The following is a 25617-nucleotide window of genomic DNA, read 5'->3' on the forward strand; positions in this document are numbered from 1 at the left end:
TTACACAGATGAACACAGATACTCTGACGCCTCTCTCTGCGGCCTCTGCGTCCTCTGCGGTTAAGTCCGCACCCTACTTGGAACTGAAAGGGGTTAACGTCGGCTACGGTCCGTCCAACAACCGCACCGAGGTCCTCGCCAACGTGAACCTGCAGGTGCAGGAAAACGAGTTTGTCGCCATCATCGGGTTCTCCGGCTCCGGCAAGTCCACCCTGGTCAACCTGCTCGCAGGTCTCCAACAACCGGATACAGGCGAGGTGCGCATGGCCGGCCAGCTTGTCACCGAACCCGGTCCCGAGCGCGGCATCGTTTTCCAAAACTACTCGCTCCTCCCCTGGCTCACCGTCGCGGGCAACATCGATCTCGCGGTCAAATCCGTCTTCCCGCAGTTCACCGCCGCCCAGCGCCGCGCCCATGTCGCCCGCTACATCGACATGGTGAGCCTCACCCCCGCCGCCGACAAAAAGCCCCGCGAGCTTTCCGGCGGCATGCGCCAGCGCGTCTCCCTCGCCCGCACCCTCGCCATGCAACCCGGTGTGCTGCTCCTCGACGAGCCGCTCTCCGCCCTCGACGCCCTCACCCGCGCCAACCTGCAGGACGAGATCACCCGCATCTGGGAACAGGACCGCCGCACCGTGGTGCTCATCACCAACGACGTCGACGAAGCCCTCCTGCTCGCCGACCGCGTCATCCCCCTCACCATGGGCCCACGCGCCACCCTCGCCACCTCGTTCACCAACACTCTCGAACGCCCCCGCGATCGCACGGCCATGAACCACGATCCGGCCTTCAAACACCTCAAGGCCGAGATCACCCACTACCTGCTCGAGCTCAACCGCGAAGCCAAGGCCCTGCGCGTCAACCAGACCCTCGAGATGCCCAACGTCCTGCCCGCCGACTTTTCCTCCGGCCGCCGCGAACCGCCGCGCGCCGTCACCCGCGAGGGTATCCGCCAGGCCAATACTCGCTTCAACGACGACTCCAACTCCTCCGCCGCATGAACGCCGATCGCTTCCTCGAAATCTCCAACCTCGTCAAAGCCTACCCCAATCCCTTCGGGGCCGAGGTCAAAGTCGTCGACGGCTTCAACCTCACCGTGCGCCAGGGCGAGTTCATCTCCGTCATCGGCCACTCCGGCTGCGGTAAGTCCACCGTGCTCACCATGATCGCCGGCCTCAACCCAATCTCCGACGGCGGCATCATCGTTGACGGTCGCGAGATCTCCGGCCCGGCCCCCGACCGCTCCGTCGTGTTCCAAGCCCCCTGCCTCCTGCCGTGGCTCACCGCTTGGGGCAACGTGATGCTCGGCGTGAAGGAGGTCTATCCGCACGCCACCAAGCAGCAGAAGAAGGACATCGTCGCCTACGCCCTCTCCGCCGTCGGCCTCGCCGAGTCCATGCACAAATACCCGCGCGAGATGTCGGGCGGCATGCAGCAACGTGTCGGCATCGCCCGCGCCATCGCCCTCAAGCCCAAGATCCTCCTGCTCGACGAGCCCTTCGGCCGCCTCGACTCTCTCACCCGCATGGAGCTCCAGGATGTCATCCTCGGCATCCTCGATCGCGACCAGATCACCACCATGCTCATCACCCACGACGTCGACGAGGCCGTCTACATGTCCGACCGCGTCTGCATGATGACCAACGGTCCCGGCGCTCACGTTGGCGAGCTCATGGAGATCGACTTCCCCCGCCCCCGCGATCGCGACGCCATGATGACCGACGATCGTTTCTTCGCATACCGCGAACGCCTGCTCCGCTTCCTCGACGAGTGTGAGCACGCCAAAAAAGCCAAGGTCAAACCTGGCTCCGGCAGCGGCCACCCGCCCGCCGCCAAACCCACTTTCCGTCAGCGCATGACGGGCGCCATTGCCGCCCTGTTCTGACCGAAAACCGAACCGACCCTGCACCGTCAAAATCTGCCTATCATGACCAAGTTGTGCCCAAAAATATCGATGTGCGGCCTCGCCGCCTTCGTTCTCGCCGCCGCCACGGCCCCCGCCGCCTCGACCTTGGACGAGGTGTTTTCCGAAGGTAAGGTCTCCCTCGCCTCCCGTCTCCGTTACGAATACGGCGACCAGCCCGGCGTAAACGACTCCACCGCCTTCACCTTTCGCAATCGCCTCGGCTTCACCTCCGGCAAGTTCAACGGCTGGAGCTTCATGATCGAGGGCGAGAACGTCCACGCTTTCGATCCCGATGCCTACAACCAGGCCGGCCTCAACCCCGGCGGCGCCGGTCAGGTCGTCATCGCCGATGTCGAGGGCACCGAGGTCAACCAGGCCTTCCTCGCCTACGCCGGCGAGAGCGTATCCGGAAAACTGGGACGCCAGCGCATCGTGGTCGACAACGTCCGCTTCATCGGCGACGTCGGCTGGCGCCAGGACCAGCAGACCTACGACGCCTTCACCGTCAGCGGTTCGCCCACCCCCGAGCTCAAGCTCACCTATGGCTACCTCTGGCAGATCAACCGCATCTTCGGCGATGCGCGCGACTGGGAGTCCGACAGCCACTTCCTCAGCGCCGGCTACAAGGTCGGCTCCGGCACCCTCGCCGGTTACGCCTACCTGCTCGACTTCGACAACGCCGCCGCCAACTCCTCCGCCACCTACGGCGCGAGCTACAACGGCACCGTCAAGATTGATGACACCACCTCGATTCTCTACCGCCTCGAGGCCGCCACCCAGTCCGACTACGGCAACAGCCCCTTCGACTACACCGCCACTTACTACGTCGGTGAACTCGGCGCCAAGTTCGGCAAGGTCACCGCCAAGATCGGTTACGAAGTGCTCGGCGCCGGCAATGGTCAGGGCTTCAAGACCCCGCTCGCCACCTTGCACGCCTTCAACGGCTTCGCTGACCTCTTCCTCGGCACGCCCGGCACCGGTCTCGAGGACTTCTACGTCAGCGTCGGCGGCCCGATCGTCGGCGTCAACGTGACGGCCTTCTACCACGACTTCTCCGCCGAGAGCGGCGGCGCCGACTACGGCTCCGAAATCGACCTCGTGGTGGCCAAGAAGTTCGCCCAGCGCTTCACCGCCATCGCCAAGTTCGCCTCCTTCGAGAGCGACGGTTTCGCCCGGGACACCGACCGCTTCAGCGTCGAACTCAACTTCGCCTACTGACCGTAGGTGCTGTCCAGCTGCAACCAACGGGAGGGCCGGCTTCAACCGGCCCTCCTCTCCATCCGACAATCGATAAACGCGCCTCATTATTTCGAGCAATTCCACGCGCCGCATTAATTGCTCATTTCGCCCCCACGGCACCGCCGCTGCTATTTCTCTCCCCGTGAACACGTCGCTTCCTCCCTCCTTTCCCGCCTCCGGCAGCTTCTCCGCCGAACAAAAGGAATACCTCCAAGGCTTCCTCGCGGGCGCCATGGCGACGGGACACCTACCCTTCGTCGGCGAGAACGACGCGGGCCAGCTCACAGACGATCCCGCCACCGGTGGCCCCAACCTCGCCGCCGCCGCTCCCGAGACGGTTTACGGCACCCCTCTCGAGGACCTCTGCAAACCCGAGCTCATCAAACACGAGCTCAATGGCCTCGACATCTGGGACCGCCTCGTCGCCCACGCCGACGCCGGCACCTTCCCTGACGAGAGCGACGCCTTCCGCTTCAAATACTACGGCCTCTTCCACGTCGCTCCGGCCCAGGACAGCTTCATGTGCCGCCTGCGCATTCCCGCCGGCATCCTCACGTCCACCCAGCTTCGCGGCCTGGCCGCGCTCGCCGACGACCTCGGCAACGGTCGCCTCGACATCACCACGCGCAACAACCTCCAGCTGCGCGAATTTGCCCCCAAGGACATCGTCAACGTCCTCACTCGCATCCAGGACCTCGGCCTCACGTCCAAAGGTTCCGGCGCGGATAACATCCGCAACATCACCGCCACGCCCACCGCCGGCTTCGACCGCGACGAACTCCTCGATGTGCGCCCCTTCGCCAAGGCGATGCATCACTACATCCTCAACCACCGCGACCTCTACGGCCTGCCCCGCAAGTTCAACATCGCCTTCGATGGGGGCGGCACCATCTCCGCCGCCGCCGACACCAACGACATCGGCTTCTTTGCGGTCCGTGTCGGTGAAGGCCACGAGGGTATTGAACCCGGCGTCTACTTCCGGGTGCAGCTCGGCGGCATCACCGGCCACAAGGATTTTGCCCGCGACACCGGCCTGCTCATCAAGCCTTCCGAAGCCGTCGCCCTCGCCGCCGCCATGGTTCGCGTCTTCGTCGAGAACGGCGACCGCACCAACCGCAAAAAAGCCCGCCTCAAATACCTCCTCGCGCAGTGGGGTGATGCCAAGTTTGTCGAAGAGGCCGAGAAGCGACTCGCCTTCCCCCTCACCCGCCTGCCCCTCACCGCCTGCGAGCCGCGCAAGCCCGTGCTCAAACACGGCCACCTTGGCACCTACCGCCAAGCCCAGCGCGGCCTCAACTACATCGGTCCCGTCGTGCCCGTCGGCCGCCTCGAGTCCTGGCAGGCCCGTCGCGTCGCCGACCTCGCCGATCACTTCGGCCAGGGCGAGATCCGCCTCACCGTCTGGCAAAACTTCCTTATCCCGCACGTGCCCGACGCCTTCACCGGCACCGTCGAAACCAGCCTCGAACGGATGGGCCTCACCACCAAGGCCTCCACCTGCGCCGGCTGCGTTGTCGCCTGCACCGGCAACACCGGCTGCAAATACGCCGGCGCCGACACCAAGGGACACGCCATCTGTCTCATGAAACACCTGCGCGGCCGTCTCGGTGAACTCGACTTCCCGGTCAATATCCACCTCACCGGCTGCCCCCATTCCTGCGCCCAGCACTACTGCGGCGACATCGGCGGCGTCGCCACCAAACTCAAGGACGGCCGCGAGGGTTACCACATCGTGCTCGGCGGCGGCATGGACCAGGAGCAGGGCATCGCCCGCGAGATCTTCAAGGGCGTCGGCCACGACGAACTCCCCGCCCTCTTCGACCGCATCCTCGATACGTATCAGGAATCTCACGACACCGGCGAAACCTTCGTCCAGTGGACCCGCCGCCACAGCGTCGGCGAACTCCAAGAGCTCTTCGCCAACCAAGTCTGAGCACATCCGACCTCAAACATCTTACATCAAACATCAGACATCTTACATCAGACATGTCTCCCACCGTCCCTTTCGTCCCCGACAGCGCCCCCTTCTCCCCCGAGCAACGCGCCTGGCTCAACGGCTTCTTCGCGGGTGCGTTCTGCCGCACGCCCTTGGACCAATCCAAAATCGAAAATCCAGAATCAAAAATCCCAGCGGCGGCGACGCCGCTGACGATCCTCTGGGGTTCCCAAACCGGCACCGCTGAGTCGCTCGCCAAGCAGGCCGCCAAGACCGCCACGAGCAAGGGCTTCACCCCCACCATCCTCGACATGGCCGCGGCATCGCCCGCCGATCTCGCCGCCCACGAGAACGTGCTCGTCATTACCAGCACCTACGGTGAAGGCGAACCACCCGACAATGCCAAGGCCCTCTACGATGCCGTGTTGGCCGACGGTGCCCCCGCCCTCCCCGGCTCCCTGCGCTACAGCGTGTGTGCCCTCGGCGACACCAACTACGAAGCCTTCTGCCAATGCGGCAAAGCCTTCGACGAGGCCTTCGCCAAACTCGGCGCCACCCGCATCGCCGAACGCGTCGACTGCGACGTCGACTACGACGAACCCTTTGCAACGTGGCTCGAGCAAGCCCTCACCACGCTGCAAAAGTCAGAAGTAGGAAGTAAGAAGAACGAAGTAACTTCAGCAGCCACCTCTACTTCTGACTTCAAACTTCAAACTTCAGACTTGGACGCGGCCTACGGCCGCGCTCGCCCCTTCCCCGCGCCCGTCCTCACCGTGCGCAACCTCAACGGCGCCGGCTCGGCCAAGGAAGTGAACCACGTCGAGTTCTCTCTCACTGGCAGCGGTCTCACCTACGAGGCCGGCGACGCCCTCTCCGTCATCCCGCACAATTGCCCCGAGCTCGTCGCCGGCGTCCTGCAGGCTCTCGGCTGCGACGGTGAGGAAGCCGTCACGACCGCCAACGGTGAGCTCCCCCTGCGCACCGCCCTCACCACCTGCTTCGACCTCGGCAAACCCACCAAGACCCTGCTCGAGCTCCTGCAGCTCCCGGCCAGCGATACCACCCTCGATGTGCTCGACGCACTCCATGCCGCCTGCCCCGCGGCAATCGAAAATCTAAAATCCCAAATCCAAAATCCCGACTTCCTGCGGAAGCTCGCCCCCCGGCTCTACTCCATCTCCTCCAGCCCCAAAGCCCATGCCGACCAAGTCCACCTCACCGTTGGCGCCGTGCGCTACGACCACGGTGGCCGTCCGCGCAAAGGTGTTTGTTCCACCTTCCTTGCCGAGCGCGCCCTGGCCGCTGGCACCGCGCACGTCTTCGTTCACAGCAACAAAGCCTTCCGTCCGCCCGCGGATCCGACCGCGCCCATGATCATGGTGGGGCCCGGCACCGGCATCGCGCCATTCCGCGCCTTCCTCCAGGAGCGCGAAGCCACCGCCGCTGCCGGCCGCAACTGGCTCTTCTTCGGCGACCAACACGCCGCCAGCGACTACCTCTACCAGGACCAGATCGCGGCCTGGCAAAAGACCGGCCTGCTCCATCGCGTCGACACCGCCTTCTCCCGAGATCAGGCGGAGAAAATCTACGTGCAGGACCGCATGCGCGAAGCCGGCGCCGAGCTCTGGCAATGGCTCGAAGACGGCGCGCATTTCTACGTGTGCGGCGACGCCAAACGCATGGCCAAGGATGTCGATCTCGCCCTGCACGACATCATCGCCACCCACGGCCAAAAAACCGCCGAGCAAGCCGCCGCCTACGTCAACGCCCTCAAAGCCGCCAAACGCTACGGCCGCGACGTCTACTGAAGTAGCATCGCGCATCCCGAATCCCGCATCGCGCCATGATCGCCCCCGGCAAACCACCGCTGCTTTCCCTCGTCGACGAATTGCTCGCCGAGCAGCAGACCTTGCAGACGCCGGTCGGTCGTTTCTCGCGCCTGCACGACGCCGGGACCACGCCGGACCTCGAGCCGGTTTACCGCGATCTCATCCCCCTCACCGCGCCCGGTCCGGGCGAGCAATACGCCTTCGAGGTCGATCTCGATGCCTGCTCCGGCTGCAAGTCCTGCGTCTCCGGTTGCCACTCCCTCAACGGCCTCGACGAGACCGAAACCTGGCGCGACGTCGGTCACATTGTTGGTGGCTGCTCCGACCATCCGTTCCAGCAAACCATCACCTCGGCCTGCCACCACTGCGCCGACCCCGGCTGCCTCAACGGCTGCCCCGTGCTCGCCTACGAAAAGGATCCCCTCACCGGCATCGTCCGTCACCTCGACGATCAGTGCATCGGCTGCAGCTACTGCATCCTGAAGTGCCCGTATGATGTGCCCAAATACAACGAGCGCCTCGGCATCGTGCGCAAATGCGACATGTGCCACGGCCGACTCGCCGAGGGTGAAGCTCCCGCCTGTGTCCAGGCCTGCCCGACCCAGGCCATCAAGATCGTCAAAGTTGCCATCGACCTCAACGGCTCCCGCCCGCGTGTCGACACCGACCACTTCCTCGCCGCCGCGCCTTCGCCGGAAGATACCCAACCCACCACCCGCTACGTCAGCCGTCGCGAGCTGCCCACCAACCTCCGCCCGGCCGACGCCGACCACCCGCGCCCGCAGCACGCGCACTGGCCGCTGGTGATCCTCCTGAGCGCCACCCAAGCCGCCCTCGGCTTCAGCGTCGCGGCCTCGTTCTCGGCGTCACCATGGATTGGATACCTCGCCGTCGCCCTCGCCACGCTCGGCCTCGGCGCCAGCGGCGCTCACCTCGGCCGCCCGCTCCGTGCCTGGCGTATTTTCCTCGGCCTGCGCCGTTCCTGGCTCAGCCGCGAGGCGGTCCTGCTCGGCCTCTGGTTCCCGCTCCTCCTCGGCGCCGTCTTCGCCCCGACCTGGGTGCCGCCGCTGCTTGCCGCCGGGATCGGCACCGTGGGCATCTTCTGCTCGGCCATGATCTACATCGATACGCCCCGACGCTTCTGGCGTGCCCCCGCCACCGCCATCCGCATGGGCGGCACTGTCACCATCGCGGCCACCCTCCCGTCCCTCCCCCTCGTCGCCGCCGCTCTCCTCCTTGGCAAACTCGCCTACGAGCGCCACCAAAGCAGCGCCACCACGCCCTCCGCTACCCTCCTCCGCACCGTCCTTCGCCCCCAATTCCGCCTCCGCATCACCCTCGCCCTCATCGCCTTACCCACACTTGTCACGTATTACGTGACAAATTCACCAGTGGCCTTGCTGGGGTCCATTGCGCTCGTTTTGGGCGGGGAGCTGGCGGAGCGTTACCTCTACTTCCGTGCGGTCGATACCGCCAAAATGCCCGGAGTCGCCGCGCCATGACCGAGATGCTCACGCAACTGCTGCGCCCGCGTCAGGGCCCCACCACGGCGGAACTCGTGCAGGAGCCCGGCCGCTTCGGTCTCGGCCGCGTGCCCTCCCGTGTGGCCCCGGTCGCCACCGCGCGTTCCGTCTGTGGCTTTTGCGCCACCGGCTGTGGTCTGAAGGTCCACCTCGGTCCCGTCGGCAACGCCCTCAACCTCTCCCCGGACTCCGCCTACCCGGTCAACCTCGGCATGGCCTGCCCCAAAGGCTGGGAAGCCCTCGCGCCGCTCGCCGCCACCGACCGCGCCACCACCCCGTTGCTGCGCGATCCGGCTTCCGGCGAACTGCGCCCCACCGACTGGAGCACCGCCCTCAACACCTTCGCCGCCCGCATGAAGGCCGTGCAGGAAAAGCACGGCAAACACAGCATCTCCTTCCTCTCCACCGGCCAGATCCCGACCGAGGAAATGGCTCTGCTGGGCGCCCTCTTTAAATTCGGCATGGGCGGTCTGCACGCCGACAGCAACACCCGCCAATGCATGGCCACCGCGGCCACCGCCTACAAACAGGCCTTTGGTTTCGACGCCCCTCCCTACACCTACGCCGACTTTGAAGAGAGCGATGTGCTGGTGTTCATGGGCGCCAATCCCGCCATCGCTCACCCCATCATGTGGCAGCGCGTCATGCGCAATCCCCACGATCCGCGCATCGTGGTGATCGATCCGCGCCGCACCGAGACCGCCATGGCCGCCACCGATCATTACGCCGTCGCGCCCAAAGGCGACCTCTGGCTGCTCTACGGCGTCACCCACGAACTGATCACCCGCGGCTGGATCGACCGCGACTTCGTCGATGCTCACACCACCGGCTTCGCGGAACTGAGCACCTTTATCGCCGACTACAGCCCGGAACGCTGCGCCACCGAATCCGGCATCTCCGCCAAACGTATCCGCGAACTCGCTACGATGATCCATCGCGGCAAGGCCGTCTCCTTCTGGTGGACCATGGGCGTCAATCAGGGACACCAATCCACCCGCCTCACCCACGCCCTCATCAACCTTGCCCTGCTCACCGGCAACATCGGCCGCCCGGGCACCGGCGCCAACTCCATCACCGGCCAGTGCAACGCCATGGGCTCGCGCCTCTTTGGCAATACCACCTCGCTGCTCGGCGGCCGCGACTTCGCCAACCCACAACACCGCGCCGATGTCGCGCACCTGCTCGCCATCCCGGAGGAGGTCATTCCGTCCGAACCCTCGCTCGCCTACGACCAGATCATCGACGGCATCGAGTCCGGCACCATTCGCGGCCTCTGGGTGATCGCCACCAACCCCGCTCACTCCTGGATCCACCAAGGCCGCTTCGCCGCCCTGCGCGAGAAACTCGATTTCCTTGTCGTGCAGGACATGTATGCGACGACCGAGACCGCCCGCATCGCCGACCTTGTCCTGCCCGCCGCCGGCTGGGGCGAAAAAGACGGCACCTTCGTCAACTCCGAGCGCCGCATCGGCGTCACCCGCAAGGTCACCCGCGCGCCCGGCCAAGCCCTCGCCGATTTCTCCATCTTCAAACTCATCGCCGAAGCCTGGGGCTGCGGCGCGATGTTCGAAGCGTGGTCGTCCCCCGAAGCCACCTTCAAACTGCTCGCCCGTCTCTCCGCCGATCAGCCCTGCGACTTCAGCGGGATCACGGACTATCCCTTCCTGCAGGACGCCGGCGGCATCCAATGGCCTTATCCCGCCAGCTCCGATCGGGTCGCTCCGCCGGCCAACACCGCACTAAACCGCCTCGCGCCGGCCCGCCCCACCGCCACCGCCGACGTCTATCAGGAGCGCCGCCTCTTCAACGACGGTCGGTTCTTCACCCCCGATCAGCGCGCCCGCCTGCTGTTTGAAGCCCCGGCCCCCGCTCCGGAATCACCCGACGAGAGCTTCCCCTTCTGGCTCAACACCGGCCGCGGTTCCTCCGCCCAATGGCACACCGGCACCCGCACCGACAAAAGTCCCGTGCTGCGTAAACTCGCGCCCAAGCGCGTCTACGTGGAGATCAACCCCGACGATGCCGCCCAGCTCGGCATCCACAACGCCGAGCCTGTCACCATCCGTTCGCGCCGCGCCAGCATCACTGCCACGGCCGCCGTCACCCCGACGGTCGCACCAGGTCAGGTCTTCATGCCGATGCACTTTGCAGGTGTGAACCAGCTCACCTACGCCGCCTTTGATCCTCACTCGCGTCAGCCCAGCTACAAGGCCTGCGCCGTCTCCGTGGGCCGCACCTGAGCCTCCCGAAGGTGAAAAATCATCTCCCGAGCCGTTCCCGGTCTTAAGTTTTCCCCGGGGTGGGACGATGCGAAGTGAAAATTGTCCCTTGGTGCCGACTCCACCGGCGCACGCATTGTCCCCTTCATGAGCTCGGCCCATACCAACCGCCTCCGCTTTACGCTGATCATCGTGGCCTGCGCCACGCTGCCGGTCGCGGCTATCATCGCATACCTCACGCACTCCCGATACCAAGAGGAGCTGGCTCGCTCAGAACGCGAACTCACCGTCATCGCCCAATCGCGCCTCGGTGCCCTCGACCTCTTCCTTCAGGAACGCCTGCTCACGGTCGCCAGTCTGGCCAAGTCGTCCGCCGTCCGCGCCGCCCTCAGCGATCCTGCTTCGGCCGATGCTCCCGCTCCCCAGGCGGCCCTCTCCGAACTCACCTTGTTGCAGGAAACCAATTGGGGACCGTCTCATCACATTTTTGTGACCGACGTCGACGGCCGCGTGGTGCTCAGCCCCGAACACGACTCAGATAGCAGCTCCCACTTCGACGAAAGCCTGGCCAACCGTTCCTTCTTCGCTACGGAACCCGAGTCCCCGTTCGTGACCAGCTTCAACGCCTTCGCCGAACGCGGCCACAACCACCAACTCGCCCTCGCCCCCGTGCGCGACGAGGCCGGCGCTTTCCTCGGTATGGTCGCGATGGAAATCTCCGTCGACTACGTCCAACAGATCCTCAACCAAAACCTCTATTTCGGGGAGTCGGCTCAGCTCTATCTCTGCACCCCCAAGGGACTCCAGATCACCCACGACAGCGCCGCCTCGCGCCAGCGCATCGATCCCGCCGTCGTCGCCCAAGCCACCGAACCGGTTGCGCTGACCAATAAGTCGTCGAGCGACGCCGGATCTCCCGGCACCCTCGCCATCGTGCTCCGCGATCCCCAATACGATTGGGCGCTCGTCGCCGAACTCGACTACGCTGAGGCCATTGCTCCGGCCCTCGCCTCCCTCTGGTCCAATCTGCGCGCCGCCGTCATCGTGCTGGTCCTCGCCGGCCTCTTCATTTTCGCCACGGTCAACCGCATCATCGGCTTCTTTGTCATCCGCCCCCTGAGCAAGATGTTTGGCGCCGTCAGCCAGAGCGTGAGCGTCCTGAAAGACCACGTGCGCACCATGTCGTCCAACGGCGTGCAACTCGCCAGCAGTTCGTCCACCCAGGCCTCCATCCTACTCGATACCGTCGCCGCCGTGACCGACCTCGCCAGCAAGACGCAGGAAAACGCCGGCAGCGCCGCCGAACTCACCACCATCGCCTCCACCGCCCGCCAATCGAGCGAAGCCGGCATGCAGGAAACGACCGACATGCTCGACCGCATCAAGAGCTTGGCCGAATCCAACGTCCAGGTCTCCCACATCATCCAGACCATCGACGAGATCGCCTTCCAAACCAACCTGCTCGCCCTCAACGCCGCCGTCGAGGCCGCCCGCGCCGGTGAGGCCGGTGCCGGCTTCGCCGTCGTCGCCGAAGAGGTGCGCGCCCTCGCTCACCGCAGCGCGCAGGCCGCCCGCGAGACCGCCGTCAAAATCGACGCCTCCAAGGCCAACATGCATGAGGGCGAAACCGCCTCCCGCCACGTGAGCGAGCGCCTGGCCCAGATCCTCAACAACGTCACCCGCGTCGACGAATTCTCCGGGCGCATCGCCCACGCCACCAACGAGCAGGACACCAGCATCCGTCGCGTGAACGACACCATGGGGCGCCTCGAAACCATCGCCGGCCAAAACGCCGCCGCCGCCGAAGAGACCGCCGCCGCCTCGACCGAAATCCTCAGCGAGGCGGGCGAATTGGAACAACGCGTCGGCGCCCTGCTCTCCCAATTTGGCTACGAAGTGTCGCGCCCCAAGGAGCCCGAGGTCTTCATCGGTCGCAGCGCCATCTCCGCCCAGATTTCCGCCAATAAGCAGCAGGCCGCCAAGGAATTCTACGAGACCAACGTCGAGTTGTTTTAACAATCGGCAGGTTGCCTCGTCGCCCCGCATCGACTGCGCTGGCGGACATGTTGCTGCGCCGCCTTTTCGCCGCCCTAAGTCTCCTCCTGCTCGCGCTCGGACTGCGCGCCGAGCCTCTCGTGATCTTCGTCTCCATCGATGGGGGACGTTGGGACTACCCGGAGCTGCACGAGGCGTCGTTCCTACAGGAAATGAGCGACGCCGGCACCCGCCTCGAGCGCCTGCGCCCGTCCTATCCCTCCAAAACCTTTCCCAACCACTACACCCTCGTCACCGGCCTGCGCCCCGAGTCGCACGGCATCATTCAAAACCGCTTCTACGACGAGGAATTCAACGCGTGGTTTGGCATCGGTCCCCATCCGGCCAAACGTGAAGGCCGCTGGTGGGGCGGCGATCCCATCTGGCTCACCGCCCAGCATCAGGGTCTGCGCACCGCCTCCCTCTTCTGGCCCGGCGCCTCCGCCGACATCCACGGCGAGCACCCCACCTACTGGCGCGTCTACGACGGTCGACTTACGCCCGCCGATCGGGTGCAGCAGGTGATCGACTGGGTGGACCTGCCCGCCGGCGAGCGCCCGCAATTCATCGCCCTCTACTTCAACCGCGTCGACAATACCGGCCATGGGTTCGGTCCCACCGCCCCCGAAACCCGCGCCGCGCTGCAGGAAATCGACGAAGCCCTGCGCACCCTGCGCGACGCCTTGGTGGAGCGTAACCAGTGGGCGGATACGCATCTGGTCGTCACCGCCGACCACGGCATGACCGCCACCGACCCGGACCACATCATCGCGCTTGATGACCTCATCGATCTGGCGGAGGTCGACATCATCTTCAGCGGCGCTTCCGGCGGCCTCGAAGTGAAGGATCCAACGCGTATCAACGCACTGGTGACACAGCTCGACGACCGCCTCCACTTGTCCGCCTACGCCCGGGCCAACGTGCCCGAGCGGCTCCATTTTTCGCACAACGCCCGCATCCCCTCCATCGTGCTCGTGCCCGATCTCGGCTGGCACGTCACTACTCGCGCGCAACTGGAAGCCGGCCGCGGTCCCAGCCCCGGCGACCATGGCTTCGATCCCGCCGAACCCGACATGGGCGCGATGTTCATTGGCGTGGGCCCGCGGTTTCGCGCCGGCGTTAAACTGCCGCCCGCCGACAACATCGACGTCTACAACCTGCTCTGCGCCTTGCTCGAAATCACGCCCTCCTCCAACGAAGGCAGCACGGTCCTGGTCGACGCCCTGCAAACCAAGTAGTGCCGGCTTCAGCCGGCATTCCGCGGTCTCACGACCTACCGAGAGGCAACGCAGCGCGAGCAAGCTCGCAGCCTACATTGAACGTGCGAATCCTCACTGTAGGCCGCGAGCTTGCTCGCGCTCCAACCTGCCTCTCGCCCCCCCCTTGTGACCGCCCACGTCACCCCACGCCGCGGCAAGATGCCGCGGCCACACCCGCCATGACGCAAACGCCGGCGACACGCCCGTGGCTACATTTCCGCGGAGTGTAGCAGAGGCGATCGCGGCCGCTTCACCCTGCCTCTCGGCCACACCGCGCTCAGGCCGTCTTCACCTCGGCCGCTTCAACCACCGGCTGCGCCAAACGCCAATCCACCAGCTCGAGCTGCAGCAGCTTGCGGCCGTTGAAGTGGTTCCAGCGCAGGTGCACCGCGACATCCAGCGGCTCGCGCACCGGCGGGATGCGGTCGGCCATCTTCCAGGCGACGCCAAAGAGGCGCCGGCCGCGGGAATCCTCGAAGTTGAAACGGAAGTGCGCCGCTTTGAAGACGTCCGGCCGCTGCCGCAGCTTCACGCCGCGCAGTCCAAAAACCGGCTCCGGGTTGCCCTGACCGAACGGATGCAGGGCATCGAGTTCGTCCATGAGCTTCACCCCGATCTGCTCGGGCTGAATCCACGCTGCGATGGGCAGTTCCTGATCCTCGATTTCGCCCCCGACATGCGCGGTGACGGCAGTCGCAAACGTGCGGCGGAAGTCGTCCAACTTGTCCTTGGTCACGGCTACGCCGACCGCCATCGGATGGCCGCCCCAGCTGCCGAGGTGCTCGTCACAATCGGCCAGCACTTCCACGAGGTTGATGCCAGCCACACTGCGACCGGAGCCTTTGGCGAGTTCACCTTCGTTGCCGAGCACGACGCAGGGACGGTTGTATTTGCGCGAGACGCGACCGGCCACGATGCCCACCACTCCGGGGTGCCAACCGTCGGCATACAACACGATGCCGGCGTCGTTGGCGTAGAGGGTTTCGATCATGTTTTCGGCTTCGGTCGTGATCTGCCGTTCGATCTCCTGACGCTCCCGATTGAAGGCGTCCAACTGCTCCGCGGTCTGCACGCAGAAGCGCGAGTCCTCGCTGAGCATGAGTTCGACCGACAGCGCGGCGTCGGCCAGACGGCCACTCGCGTTGATGCGCGGCCCGAGGCGGAAGGAAATGTCGACGGGCGCGATGCCCTGCTCGGGTCGCACCCCGGCCACCTGCATGAGCGCGCGCAGCCCGGGCCGGTTGGCGCCTTGGAGGATGCGCAGACCGTAGCGGGCCATGAGACGATTCTCGCCGGTGAGCGGCACGAGGTCGGCCACCGTGCCCATGGCCACGAGGTCGAGGTAGTCGCGCAACTTCACGCGGAAGGCCACCGGATGGTTCTCGTTGCGCAGGCGTTTAAGCAACCCGTGCGCGAGTTTGAAGACGAGCCCGACGGTGCAGAGGTGGCGCCACGCTTCGTCATCGTCGCCTGGATACACGTGCGGGTTGATGAGCGTGGCCGTGCTGACCGCGCCCTCCTTTTCCCGGTGGTGATCGATGATGATGACGTCGATCTGACGCTCCTGCAGGAACGCGACCTCGGCCTGGGAATTGGTCCCGCAATCGAGGGCGACAAAAAGCTGCGGCCGGCCTTCCTCCAACGCGCGTTCGATCGCACTGAGGGACAGGCCGTAGCCATCCTCCATGCGACGCGGCACGATGAAGCGCGGGTTGAGGCCGAAGCGGCGCAGCAGGCTCACCAACAAGGTGGTGCTGCTCACACCATCGACATCGTAGTCGCCGAGCACGACGACATCCTCGCGGTTGGCAATGGCCGCGGCGAGCCGCTCCGTGGCGGCGTCTAAATTGGCGAGTAGGAAAGGATCACCGAGCTCGGCCAGGGCCGGGCGCAGAAATCGCTGCGCCGCGGCTTCGTCGGCAATCTCGCGGCGCCATAGCAGCTCCGCGAGCACCGGGCTCACGCCGGCGCTCCTACTCAGCGCCCCGACCTCATCGGCCGGGGGCGGCGTGTAGGTCCAGCGCATGGAAGGCTTGTGCTGTATCAGCTTATTCCGATGCGCGGCTTGAACCCGTCCACTCGTAGGTGGGCTTCACGTCCTGATGACGTTCCACATGCTTACGGTCTCCCTTGTGCCACCAGAAGAAGATCGGACTGGCGATGAAGATGGAGGAGAACGTGCCGGTGATGACGCCGACGAGGAAGGTGAAGGCCAGGTCGTTGATGACACCACCGCCCCAGATGAAGAGGGCGAGGGACGCCAGGAAGGTCGTGGCGCTGGTGAGCAAGGAACGGGTGAAGACGCGGTTGATGGCGGTGTTGATGACGTCGCGCAGCTTCATGTCCGGGTTGGACTTGAGCTCCTCGCGGATGCGGTCGAACACGACGATGGTGTCGTTGATCGAGTAACCCGCGATCAGGAGGATGGCCGCGACCATCGGAGCGGTGAACTGGCGGTCAAACAGCACGAAGATGCCCACCGTCATAAGAATGTCGTGCACGGTCGAAGTGACCGCACCCACGCCGAAGCCGACCTCGAAGCGGAAGGCGACGTAGAGCAGGATGCCCACGATCGCGAGGCCGAGGGACATGAGGGCGTTCCACTGAATCTCAGCGCCGATGGACGGACCGATGGATGACTGACCGATCGACTCAAAGCCGGCGCCCGGGAAGGCCGCCTGCAGGGTCGGAAGCACGTCATCACCGTGGCCAACCGGAACCTGCACCTGCAGGGTCTCGTTCTCGCCATCGAAGTCGTTCTGGAAGATCGGGTTCACTTCGCCGATGCCGGTGCCTTCGAGGGTGTCGCGCACGTCGCCCGATTCAAACGCGTCGCGATCGGTGAAGGTGAGGGTCACTTGGTCACCACCCACAAAGTCGATACCGTAGATGCGGTGGCCCTTGTAGACGACCATGCCGATACCGATGATCACGATGAGCCAGGAAATGGCGAAGGCCGGACGGGCGAACTTCAGGTAATCGAAGTTCGGCACCTTGGACGGCAGGGTCATCGGGAACTTCTTGATGATGTCACCCTCGATGAAGAACTCGAGGAGCAGCTTGGTCACGATGAGCGCGCAGAAGACGGTGGAGAACACACCGATGGTGAGCGTCACACCGAAGCCCTGCACGGGGCCCGTGCCGAATGCGATCATCAGCGAGGAGGTGATGAGCGTGGTGATGTTGGCGTCCAAGATGGTCGACAGCACCTTGTCGTGACCGGACAGGAAGGCCGCCTTGAGCGACTTGCCGGCGATGAGCTCTTCACGGATACGCTCGAAGATGAGGATGTTGGAGTCCACCGCCATACCGACGGTGAGCACGATACCGGCCACACCCGGCAGCGTAATGGTCGCGCCGATACTGGCGAGGGCGCCCAGCACGATGAGGATGTTGACCGCCAAGCTGATGACCGCGAAGGCACCACCGATGGTGTAAACGGCGATCATGAACACCGCCACGAGGATGACGGCGATCTCGGAGGCATCGACGCCGGACTGAATCGCGTCGGCAGCGAGGGACGGGCCCACCTCGTTTTGCTCACGCACGATGAGTTCCACGTCGAGCGGGTTGTTGAGCACATTGGCGAGGTCAATGGCCTCACGCTGGGTGAAGGTGCCGGTGATCTCGGCGGAACCGCCGTTGATGCGGGTGGAAACGCGCGGAGCGGAGTAGAGTTTGCCGTCGAGCACGATGGCGAGTTGGCCACCCTCGCGGGATTCCTGAGCGATCTCGCCGGTGACGTCGGCGAAACGCTCGGCGCCTTCGTCGGTGAAGCGCAGGTTGATCTTAAAGCGGCCAAATTCGTCGGTGGTGGCGAAGGCCACATCGATCGATTCACCGGTCATTTCCGGCAGGCGCTTCACGAAATACGGGACGTCCTGGATGGAGCCATCGCGGCCTTCGCGCTCCTCGATCATCAGCTCGTAACCGGGAGGCGTCTGGTTCGCCGGAGTGTTCAGCGGCGAGAGGCGCGGGTGCACGCGGCGGAAGTCGAGGCGGGCCGGCTTCTTGACATTATCGACGACCTCGGGGTTGTCCTTGGTGCTGATGCCGGGGAGCTGCACCTCGATGCGGTTGGTGCCGACCGGGCGGATCACGGGCTCGGCGACGCCGAACTGGTTCACGCGCTCACCGATGATTTCGATGGCCTTGGCGAGATTTTCCTCGCGCTCGTATTCGGCCACGTCGCCGGAGACGCCCTCATCGGCGACTTCGAGCATGAAGGACACGCCGCCCTTAAGGTCGAGACCGAGCTGAAGTTTGCCCTTCGACTCCTTGAGCAGGTAGTCGAGCAGGATGGCGTTGCGCTTCTCGACGTTGCGGAGCGAGGACTCGAGCCGGACCTGCGGGAAGTATTGGGTGAGATCGATGCGTTGCTCGGCACCGATTTGTTTGAGTCCGACAAACACGCTGGCCGCCGTGCCGGCGTCGACGCGGGCCTGGGCCTGGGCCATCAGCGCCTCAAATTCGGCGTTGTTGGCGCCGACTTCGGCGACGATGTAGTCGTTGAACTCAGTATCTTTGAGCGGAAGGATCGACGAGACGGCCCATACGACGATGAACGCGGTCAGCGCGATCTTCCAGAGGTTGCGTTTGAACATTGGTGTTTTGGGTTTTGTTGAAAAGGGGGAGCGCTGAAGGCGACAGCAGCGGGTCGGGAGGAGTGCTGTCAGCTCTCGCAGCGGCCACGCAACCGAGGCGTGGCGAAATGCAGATCCGGGGCAACGAGTCGGCTAAAGCGAAATCAGGCGCCGGCCTTCTTCAGCACCTGCGTGACGAAGGTCTTGCCGAGCTCCATCTTGGTGTCTTCCGCCGTGCGGATCACCAGGCGATCTTCCTTCACCGCCACGATGGTGGCGATCACACCGCCGTTGGTGATAATCTCATCACCTTTGCCCAGTTCCTTCACCAGCTTCTCGTGCTCCTTCTGCTTCTTACGCTGGGGAGCGATCATCAAAAACCACATCGCCGCGAAGAGCAGCACGTAGAAGATGATCATAAAGCTGCCACCGCCGCTGGGAGCGGCTTGGGCCAAGAGAGGGAAAAACGAAGTCATTTTCGGCGTTGCGTGTTGCTAGATTGAAAAGAAGAAACGGGCATCTAACCGTTCTCAAAGTTCAAAAAGCAAGCCAGTAAACCCGTCACCACCTTCCCCTTTGAACACTGATCCTGACTCCTCCTGGTCCACGGCCCAATCCGAAGATTTCTACGGCTTCAAACGGTGGGGTGCCGGCCACTTCAACGTCGACGAAACCGGCCTCGTAACCGTCCACCCGCTCGCCGATGCCCGCAGCGTTGCCATCAAGGACGTCATCGACGAAGCCGCCGACATGGGCCTCAAGGCCCCCTTCGTCATCCGTTTTCAGGATTTGTTGCGCCATCGCGTCGAGCAGCTCAACAAGCTCTTTCGCAAGGCAATTGCCGAAGAGGATTACGAGGGTCGTTACCGCGGGGTGTTTCCCATCAAGGTCAACCAACTCCGTGAAGTCGTCGAAGAGATCGTCGATGCCGGCGAGCAGTTTGACTACGGTCTGGAAGCCGGCTCGAAACCCGAACTGATGATCGCCCTGGCGATGCACGAGGGCGCCGACCGCCTCATCATCTGCAACGGCTACAAAGATCAGGATTACATCCGCATCGCCCTCCTCGGCCGCAAACTCGGCAAACAGATCGTCCTGGTCGTCGAGCAGCTCAGCGAGCTCGACCACATCATCGAGCTATCTCAGGAAACCGGCGTGGAACCCCTCATCGGCTTCCGCGCCAAGCTCCTCACCCGCGGCGAGGGCAAATGGGCCACCTCCACTGGCGACAACGCCAAGTTCGGCCTCAACACCGCCGAAATCCTCTTTGCCGCCGAGAAGCTGGAGAAAGCCAAGCTCACCCATTGCCTGCGTCTCCTCCATTTCCACATCGGCTCGCAGGTCCCGAACATCCTCACCATCAAGAACGCCGTCGTCGAAGCCACGCGCTTCTACTGCCAGCTGGTGAAGATGGGCTTCCCCATGGGTCTGCTCGACGTCGGCGGCGGTCTGGGCATCGATTACGATGGCTCCCGCACCAACTTCGAGAGCTCCATGAACTACTCCATGGCGGAGTATGCCCGCGACGTGGTCGCCAACGTGCGCGACATCTGCACCGACATGGGCATCGATGTGCCCGACATCGTCTCGGAATCCGGCCGCGCCGTCGTCGCGCCTCACTCCCTGCTCGTGCTCGAGGTCTTCGAACGCATCAACAAACGCGAAACCCTCGGCCGCAAACAGCGCCCGAAGCGCAAACACAAGGTCGTGCGCGCTCTCGAAACCCTGGCCAAAAACAAGTCCGATCTGGGTCGCCTCGAACGTTTCCACGACGCTGTGCAGCGCAAGGAAGAGGCCTTCTCCCTCTTCAACCTCGGCTACCTCGATCTCGAAAACCGCGCCGCCGCCGAATCCCTTTATTGGCAGATCTGCGAAGACATCGCCTCCGAAAACTCCGAAACCGGCTACACCCCCGAGGAGTTGCATGAGCTCTCCGCCGTGCTGGCCGACCAATACGTCTGCAATTTCTCCGTCTTCCAGTCGCTGCTGGACCATTGGGCCCTCGGTCAGCTCTTCCCCGTCGCCCCGCTGCACCGCCTCGACGAAAAGCCCTCGGTCAACGCCATCTTGGTGGACATCACCTGCGACTCCGACGGCAAGATCAGCACCTTCATCGACCTCGAGGATACCAAGGACCACCTCAAGCTCCACCCGCTCAACGGCCAGCCCTACTTCCTCGGCGTCTTCCTCACCGGTGCCTACCAGGACATCATGGGCGACCTGCACAACCTCTTCGGCCGCGTCAACGAGCTCCACGTCTTCCTCGAAGAGGACGAAGAGAACGGCTTCTACATCGAAGAAACCCTCCCCGGCTCCCGCATCCGCGACGTCGTCGCCGGCGTGCAATACCAGCACACCGACCTCTGCCGCCGCGTAAAACAGCAGATCGACGCCGCCACCAAGCGCGACGAGATCAAACCGCGCGAAGGCGTGCGCTGGCTGGAGTTCTACGAGGAGATGCTCGAGACCAAAACCTACCTGCGCGTGCATCCCGAGCCGAAGGGCAAAAAGAAGCGCGCTCGCCGGAAATAATCGGGCGTATTAGGCACTTCGCAGACCGTATTAGGTTCTATGCCCCAGACCCTATTGGGTGCATATGAACCCAATATCAGCGCCCCTTGGCGATCGTGTAAAAACCGATAAGCCCGACCTATACTTTCGCAGCTCATTAGCAGTTGGTTTGAATCTCCTGCGGGGGCGCTACAGGTTTCCCGTCCCGCCATGCCCCGGAAATCACGACCTACCCTCTTCGTCGGCCCCGGCAGCTCCAGCTGTTTGGAGTCGATCCGCCTTCTGAGCCAAGAGCATGTGGACTACGAGCAGGTCGATGTTTCGCGCGACGAATCCGGTCGCGACAAACTCATCCGCCAGACGGGCCGCTGCCAAGTGCCGACCCTCGTCTGGGGTCGCGACATCATCGCCAATTTCCGCGACTGGGAACTGCGGCGCTTCGTCGCAGACCACCGCGTCGCCGGCTAACCCCCGCCCGTTCAACACGGGAAGAAACCGCGAAGCCGAAAGGCACCGCGGTTTTTTTAGCCACAGAAGACACCGCGGATCACAGAAGCATCCGCTGTAGCCTGGGTCGTTGACCCCGTTTCGCCGGGTGATTCACCACAGAAGGTAACGAAGCAAAGCCCCCCTCCGGTAGCTACGAGCGTGAGCGAGTGGATGCCACAAAGGTCCAAACCACAGATACCGAGAGGCACCGCTGTTTTAACGCATCCTCCGTCGCTCTACGAGCTATGGCGGACTGGGAAGAACGCCGAGTCCACGAGACGCAAAGTTCCTGGTTTCAGTCTGCCCTGACGCGCCTCTCCGACTTTCGTGTTTTTCGTGTGTTTCGTGGTCACCCTCCTTCCGTGTCCGTCCGTGTGTTCCGTGGGCCACGCCCCTCCCTGCCCCTCAGCAATCCCGCATCGCATCCCGCATCGCGCATCCCGTATCCCCTATCCCGCATCCCCTTTCACCATTCACTCTTCACCATTCACCATTCCCTATCCGACTACGCTCCGCGTCCCGGCCCCTCCGGCCACGGGTGTTTCGGATAACGCCGCGAGAGCTCCGGGCGGATCTTGTTGGGATACAGGTCCTCCCAAAACGCCTTCAAATCGTCCGTCACTTGGATCGGCCGCTGATTCGGCGCCAGCACCTCGAAGCGCACCGGCACCCGTCCATGCCCGAGCTTAAACGTCGATTTGATCTCCACCAACTCCTGCACCCGCGCACTTAGGATCGGCGGCCCCTCCTCCGCGTAACGAATCCGCGCCCGGCGCCCATTCGCCATCTCGATCCGCTCCGGCAAATAGTCATCGAGCACCGCAAGCTGCTCCTTGCGTAGCCACTGCTGCAGCACCGGCATGACCGCCTGATCCTTCAGATCGCGTGCGCCAAAACAGCCCAGACACATTTGCTCCACCAGGATCGAACGGTCCTCCGCCGTGATCGGACTCACCTCCAACTCCGGGAACCACTCCGCCAGACGATTCACGCGCACAATCCAGCGATCCACCACCTCCGTCCACTCACCGAGCTTCAGGTTGCCGGCCATCACCTCACGCGCCAGCAGCTCCGCCGCCCGCCCTTCATCCGGCATTTCCGCGGTTTGTTTACTCTCCAACACGAGGTCGCGGAAACGCCGCTCACGTTTCACCACCACCCGTCGCGTGGTCCCATCGTAAACCGTCGCCAGCTCCTCCACGAAGTCATCGGGAAACAATTCACCCAACCACGCCTCCTCCACCGCTGTCACCAGCGAGAGCAGCACATTCACCTCCCCGCCCCGGCCTTCGATCTCACTGATCTCCGCCGCGACCAAAAGCGTCGCGGTGTCCACCGCCGACTCTCGCGCCAAGGTGCCACGTCGCCCATGCACCATTTCACAGCGCAACGTGCCGCGATCGAGTCGCTTGGCCAGTTGGTCACTGAACCCGGCCAACACACACTTGCAGACGTCTTCGGCCGAACCGCGATCGTCGCCCACCAACAGCCCTTCCCGCTCGGCGATCTTCAGGAACTGTTGAAACAAAGGCCCCACCTGCCGCGCGCCCTGCGCGTGAATGCCCAAACGACGGCACGAGTCCAAATCGTAGCGCTGTTCATGCGCGTAACTCCACGCCCGCATCAGTCGGAAAAAGTCGCTGCCCTCCTCATCGCCCAACACGTCTTCGCGCGCCTTGTCGACATCGCGCGCCACCCCGCGCAGCAGGAAACTGCGCCCCTGTGTCAGCGCCGACATCAGCGCCACACTGCGCACGCAACCACGCCGCTCCGCTTCGATCATCATGCGCGCATAACGTGGGTGCACCGGGAAACGCAGCATCTTGCGACCTACCTCGGTGATCGCACCCGCCGCCCCCGCTCGGATCGCTCCCAGATCCGCCAGCAATACCTCCGCTCGCGCCAGCGCCTTTTCGTTCGGCGTCTCCAGCCAGGGGAAACCGGCCACATCATCGATGCCGCTCGCCTTCAACGTCAGCACGACCTCCGCCAGATCGAGCCGATGCACTTCAGGCAACTCCTGCGCCGCGCGATCCGCATGATCCCGCTCCGTCCACAACCGCAGACACACGCCCGGTGCCGTGCGACCCGCGCGACCCGCGCGCTGATCGGCACTCGCCCGCGAGATCTTTTCGATTAAGAGCGTGTTGATCCCGCGATTCGCATCGTAGCGGGCTACCCGCGCCAACCCCGCGTCCACCACCGCCGTCACGCCTTCGATGGTGAGCGAGGTCTCGGCCACATTGGTCGACACAATGACCTTGCGCCGCGCGCCCCGCGCCACCGCCGCATCCTGCCGTTCCGGCGGCAACTCGCCGTGCAGCGGAAACACCTCAAACTCCCGCAACGCCCGATTCGCCTCCACTGCCTGCACCGTCCGGTTGATCTCGTAGGCCCCGGGCATGAACACCAACACGTCGCCATCGTTGCGCGCCACCACCTCGGCCACCGCCCGCGCGGCCACCTCCCACACCGGCTCGCGATCAAAATTCGGCGTGCGCGGCAGGTAGCTGATGTCGACCGGATGCGTGCGTCCGGCCGATTCCAACAACTCGCACGGCGACAGGTATTCGCCCAACCGGCCCGTCTCCAGCGTGGCCGACATCACGATGATCTTCAGGTCCGGTCGCGTCTCGCGCTGGATCTGCAGCGCCCGCGCCAGCGTGATGTCACCGTAAAGGTGCCGCTCGTGAAATTCGTCGAAGACCAGCACGCTCACGCCCTTCAGTTTCGCATCAAAGGACATCTGCCGCAGCAGCACGCCCTCGGTCACAAACTTGATCTTGGTGCGCGCCGAACTGCGCCCCTCCATGCGTATTTGGTAACCCACTACGCCACCCAGCTCATCACCCTCCTCGCTCGCCACCCGTCGCGCCAGCATGCGTGCCGCCAGCCGGCGTGGCTGCAGCACCACCGCCTCGCCCGTATCCAGGAACCCATGACGCAACAGCATGCGCGGCACCTGGGTCGACTTGCCCGACCCCGTCGGCGCCCGCAGCAACACCCGCCCGGTATCGCGCACCGCGCGCACCAGGTCGGCTTCCAGTTCGTAGATCGGGAGCGAAGCAGGCGAAGAGTCCAAGCCCGCCACGCTCGTGCTCCCGCCCGCGTTTTCAAGCCTAAGGCGTGCCAAACCACGGTGTGAATAACGCACAGCTTATTCACCGGTTATTCACCATACTCCTGATGGTGAATAACTTGTGCACATCATTTACGTGACTTTTTCGCAAAGATCCGGCACGTTCTGACCTGTTCCTTGATAGAACAGTCAAGCGCACGCCGAAATGAAAAAACCGGTGGAAGCGGAGACTGGGATACGCCCGGGTAACCGGGGAAAGGGAAATCGGAGCTGGTCCGGTTTACCCCCTCACGCTGAGCGCCCTTCGCGCCCCGCGAGGCATATATCACCAGTTCCTCTGGCCGGGGTCGTGCCCGGTCTAGAATCACGAATCAGGAACTGAGCGACGAGCCGCGAAGTAAGAAACCGCAGGCGAGTCGAGTCAGGTGTGGCGGAAGTTTCGAACGCCGCACTGATACGGTGACCCAGAGGGTTCCGGCTGCTACCGTAAGCCAGCCTGTGGAACGATTTCGGACGGACCGCAACCCGTCGAAAGGCCCTTCCCGAGAGGGAGGCGGCGCGAAAACGAAAACGGCACACAGGAGACCGCAGGAGTCTGGCAAAGCTCGTAACGGTCTCGACAACGGGGCGGGGCGAAAAACGCGTCACCCCATTGCAAGGTAGAAGGCAGCCTGAGAGGTAAGAGGTCAGACCCGTCCCACGGGGCCAACGCCCGGCCAAAAGCCGGGGCCGACCCCGCGAGAACGGTGCCGATGTGAGGGTAACGTCCTTGCAAGCACATCAGCACCTCGTTTGGCGCACCGCTCCCGGCAGGGAGAGGTCGAACCAGGCGCAGAGGCCTCACTCAATAAACTCCGGCCGGTAACGGCCAGAGCGATCCCGCCATGAGATCGAAAGCCGCGCATGCCGTGCGGAGTGGCGTCGGGGAGTCTGCAGCCCGCGAAAGCGAGAGCGCCTAATGCAGACCATCGGGAAAGAGCGCGTGGCGAACGCCCACTCCCCAAATTTGG

15 protein-coding genes are annotated in these 25617 nt (G+C 64.2%); 11 read left to right on the forward strand and 4 right to left on the reverse strand.

Features of this window, described 5'->3' with window-relative positions:
• Positions 1 to 8 precede the first annotated feature (8 nt).
• The 9 genes from K1X11_RS23490 (at position 9) to K1X11_RS06400 (ending at position 13924) form a co-directional block, all read left to right on the forward strand.
• A complete protein-coding gene (locus K1X11_RS23490) occupies positions 9 to 1001 on the forward strand; it encodes an ABC transporter ATP-binding protein (protein WP_324726127.1) in 993 nt (330 codons plus the stop codon).
• Positions 998 to 1885, forward strand: coding sequence for an ABC transporter ATP-binding protein (locus tag K1X11_RS23495; protein ID WP_221030898.1), 888 nt, complete (start codon positions 998 to 1000; stop codon positions 1883 to 1885). The genes K1X11_RS23490 and K1X11_RS23495 overlap by 4 nt, the downstream gene beginning before the upstream one ends.
• Before the next feature lie 42 nt (positions 1886 to 1927).
• On the forward strand, positions 1928 to 3124 hold the full coding sequence (locus K1X11_RS06370; protein ID WP_221030899.1) for an alginate export family protein: 1197 nt from the start codon (positions 1928 to 1930) through the stop codon (positions 3122 to 3124).
• Positions 3125 to 3287: 163 nt separating this feature from the next.
• Complete coding sequence (locus K1X11_RS06375) at positions 3288 to 5078, forward strand: NirA family protein (protein WP_221030900.1); 1791 nt, start codon at positions 3288 to 3290, stop codon at positions 5076 to 5078.
• A 53-nt stretch (positions 5079 to 5131) separates the two neighbouring features.
• Positions 5132 to 6889 carry a sulfite reductase subunit alpha gene (locus tag K1X11_RS06380; RefSeq protein WP_221030901.1) on the forward strand — a complete coding sequence of 586 codons (1758 nt, stop codon included), beginning with the start codon at positions 5132 to 5134 and terminating at the stop codon, positions 6887 to 6889.
• Between the two features lie 35 nt (positions 6890 to 6924).
• Entirely contained in the window at positions 6925 to 8412 is a 1488-nt protein-coding gene (locus K1X11_RS06385) for a 4Fe-4S dicluster domain-containing protein (protein ID WP_221030902.1), read from the forward strand.
• Positions 8409 to 10673 carry a molybdopterin oxidoreductase family protein gene (locus K1X11_RS06390; protein ID WP_225919418.1) on the forward strand — a complete coding sequence of 755 codons (2265 nt, stop codon included), beginning with the start codon at positions 8409 to 8411 and terminating at the stop codon, positions 10671 to 10673. Before K1X11_RS06385 ends, K1X11_RS06390 begins: the two co-directional genes overlap by 4 nt.
• Before the next feature lie 126 nt (positions 10674 to 10799).
• Positions 10800 to 12668 (forward strand): methyl-accepting chemotaxis protein, encoded by a 1869-nt coding sequence (locus K1X11_RS06395; protein WP_221030903.1) that lies wholly within the window; start codon positions 10800 to 10802, stop codon positions 12666 to 12668.
• A 47-nt stretch (positions 12669 to 12715) separates the two neighbouring features.
• Positions 12716 to 13924, forward strand: a complete 1209-nt coding sequence (locus tag K1X11_RS06400; RefSeq protein WP_221030904.1) for an alkaline phosphatase family protein — start codon at positions 12716 to 12718, stop codon at positions 13922 to 13924.
• A 298-nt stretch (positions 13925 to 14222) separates the two neighbouring features.
• Here K1X11_RS06400 and recJ read toward each other — a convergent pair whose 3' ends face one another.
• From recJ to yajC, 3 genes are all read right to left on the reverse strand, one after another.
• Positions 14223 to 15971 (reverse strand): single-stranded-DNA-specific exonuclease RecJ, encoded by a 1749-nt coding sequence (gene recJ / locus K1X11_RS06405; RefSeq protein ID WP_221030905.1) that lies wholly within the window; start codon positions 15969 to 15971, stop codon positions 14223 to 14225.
• Between the two features lie 22 nt (positions 15972 to 15993).
• Positions 15994 to 18549 (reverse strand): protein translocase subunit SecD, encoded by a 2556-nt coding sequence (gene secD / locus K1X11_RS06410; RefSeq protein ID WP_221030906.1) that lies wholly within the window; start codon positions 18547 to 18549, stop codon positions 15994 to 15996.
• Between the two features lie 143 nt (positions 18550 to 18692).
• The gene (gene yajC, locus K1X11_RS06415) at positions 18693 to 18983 is read right to left on the reverse strand and encodes a preprotein translocase subunit YajC (protein ID WP_225919419.1); all 291 of its coding nucleotides are present in this window, start codon (positions 18981 to 18983) and stop codon (positions 18693 to 18695) included.
• A 121-nt stretch (positions 18984 to 19104) separates the two neighbouring features.
• Here yajC and speA point away from each other — a divergent pair, with 121 nt between their 5' ends.
• Together speA and K1X11_RS06425 are read left to right on the forward strand one after the other, a co-directional pair.
• Entirely contained in the window at positions 19105 to 21060 is a 1956-nt protein-coding gene (gene speA, locus K1X11_RS06420) for a biosynthetic arginine decarboxylase (protein ID WP_221030908.1), read from the forward strand.
• 189 nt (positions 21061 to 21249) lie between these two features.
• Entirely contained in the window at positions 21250 to 21507 is a 258-nt protein-coding gene (locus tag K1X11_RS06425; RefSeq protein WP_221030909.1) for a glutaredoxin family protein, read from the forward strand.
• Positions 21508 to 22033: 526 nt separating this feature from the next.
• Here the strand turns inward: K1X11_RS06425 and hrpB are convergent.
• Positions 22034 to 24610 (reverse strand): ATP-dependent helicase HrpB, encoded by a 2577-nt coding sequence (hrpB, locus tag K1X11_RS06430; protein ID WP_221030910.1) that lies wholly within the window; start codon positions 24608 to 24610, stop codon positions 22034 to 22036.
• Positions 24611 to 25617 lie beyond the last annotated feature (1007 nt).

The organism is Actomonas aquatica, from assembly GCF_019679435.2.
Taxonomy (GTDB): domain Bacteria; phylum Verrucomicrobiota; class Verrucomicrobiia; order Opitutales; family Opitutaceae; genus Actomonas; species Actomonas aquatica.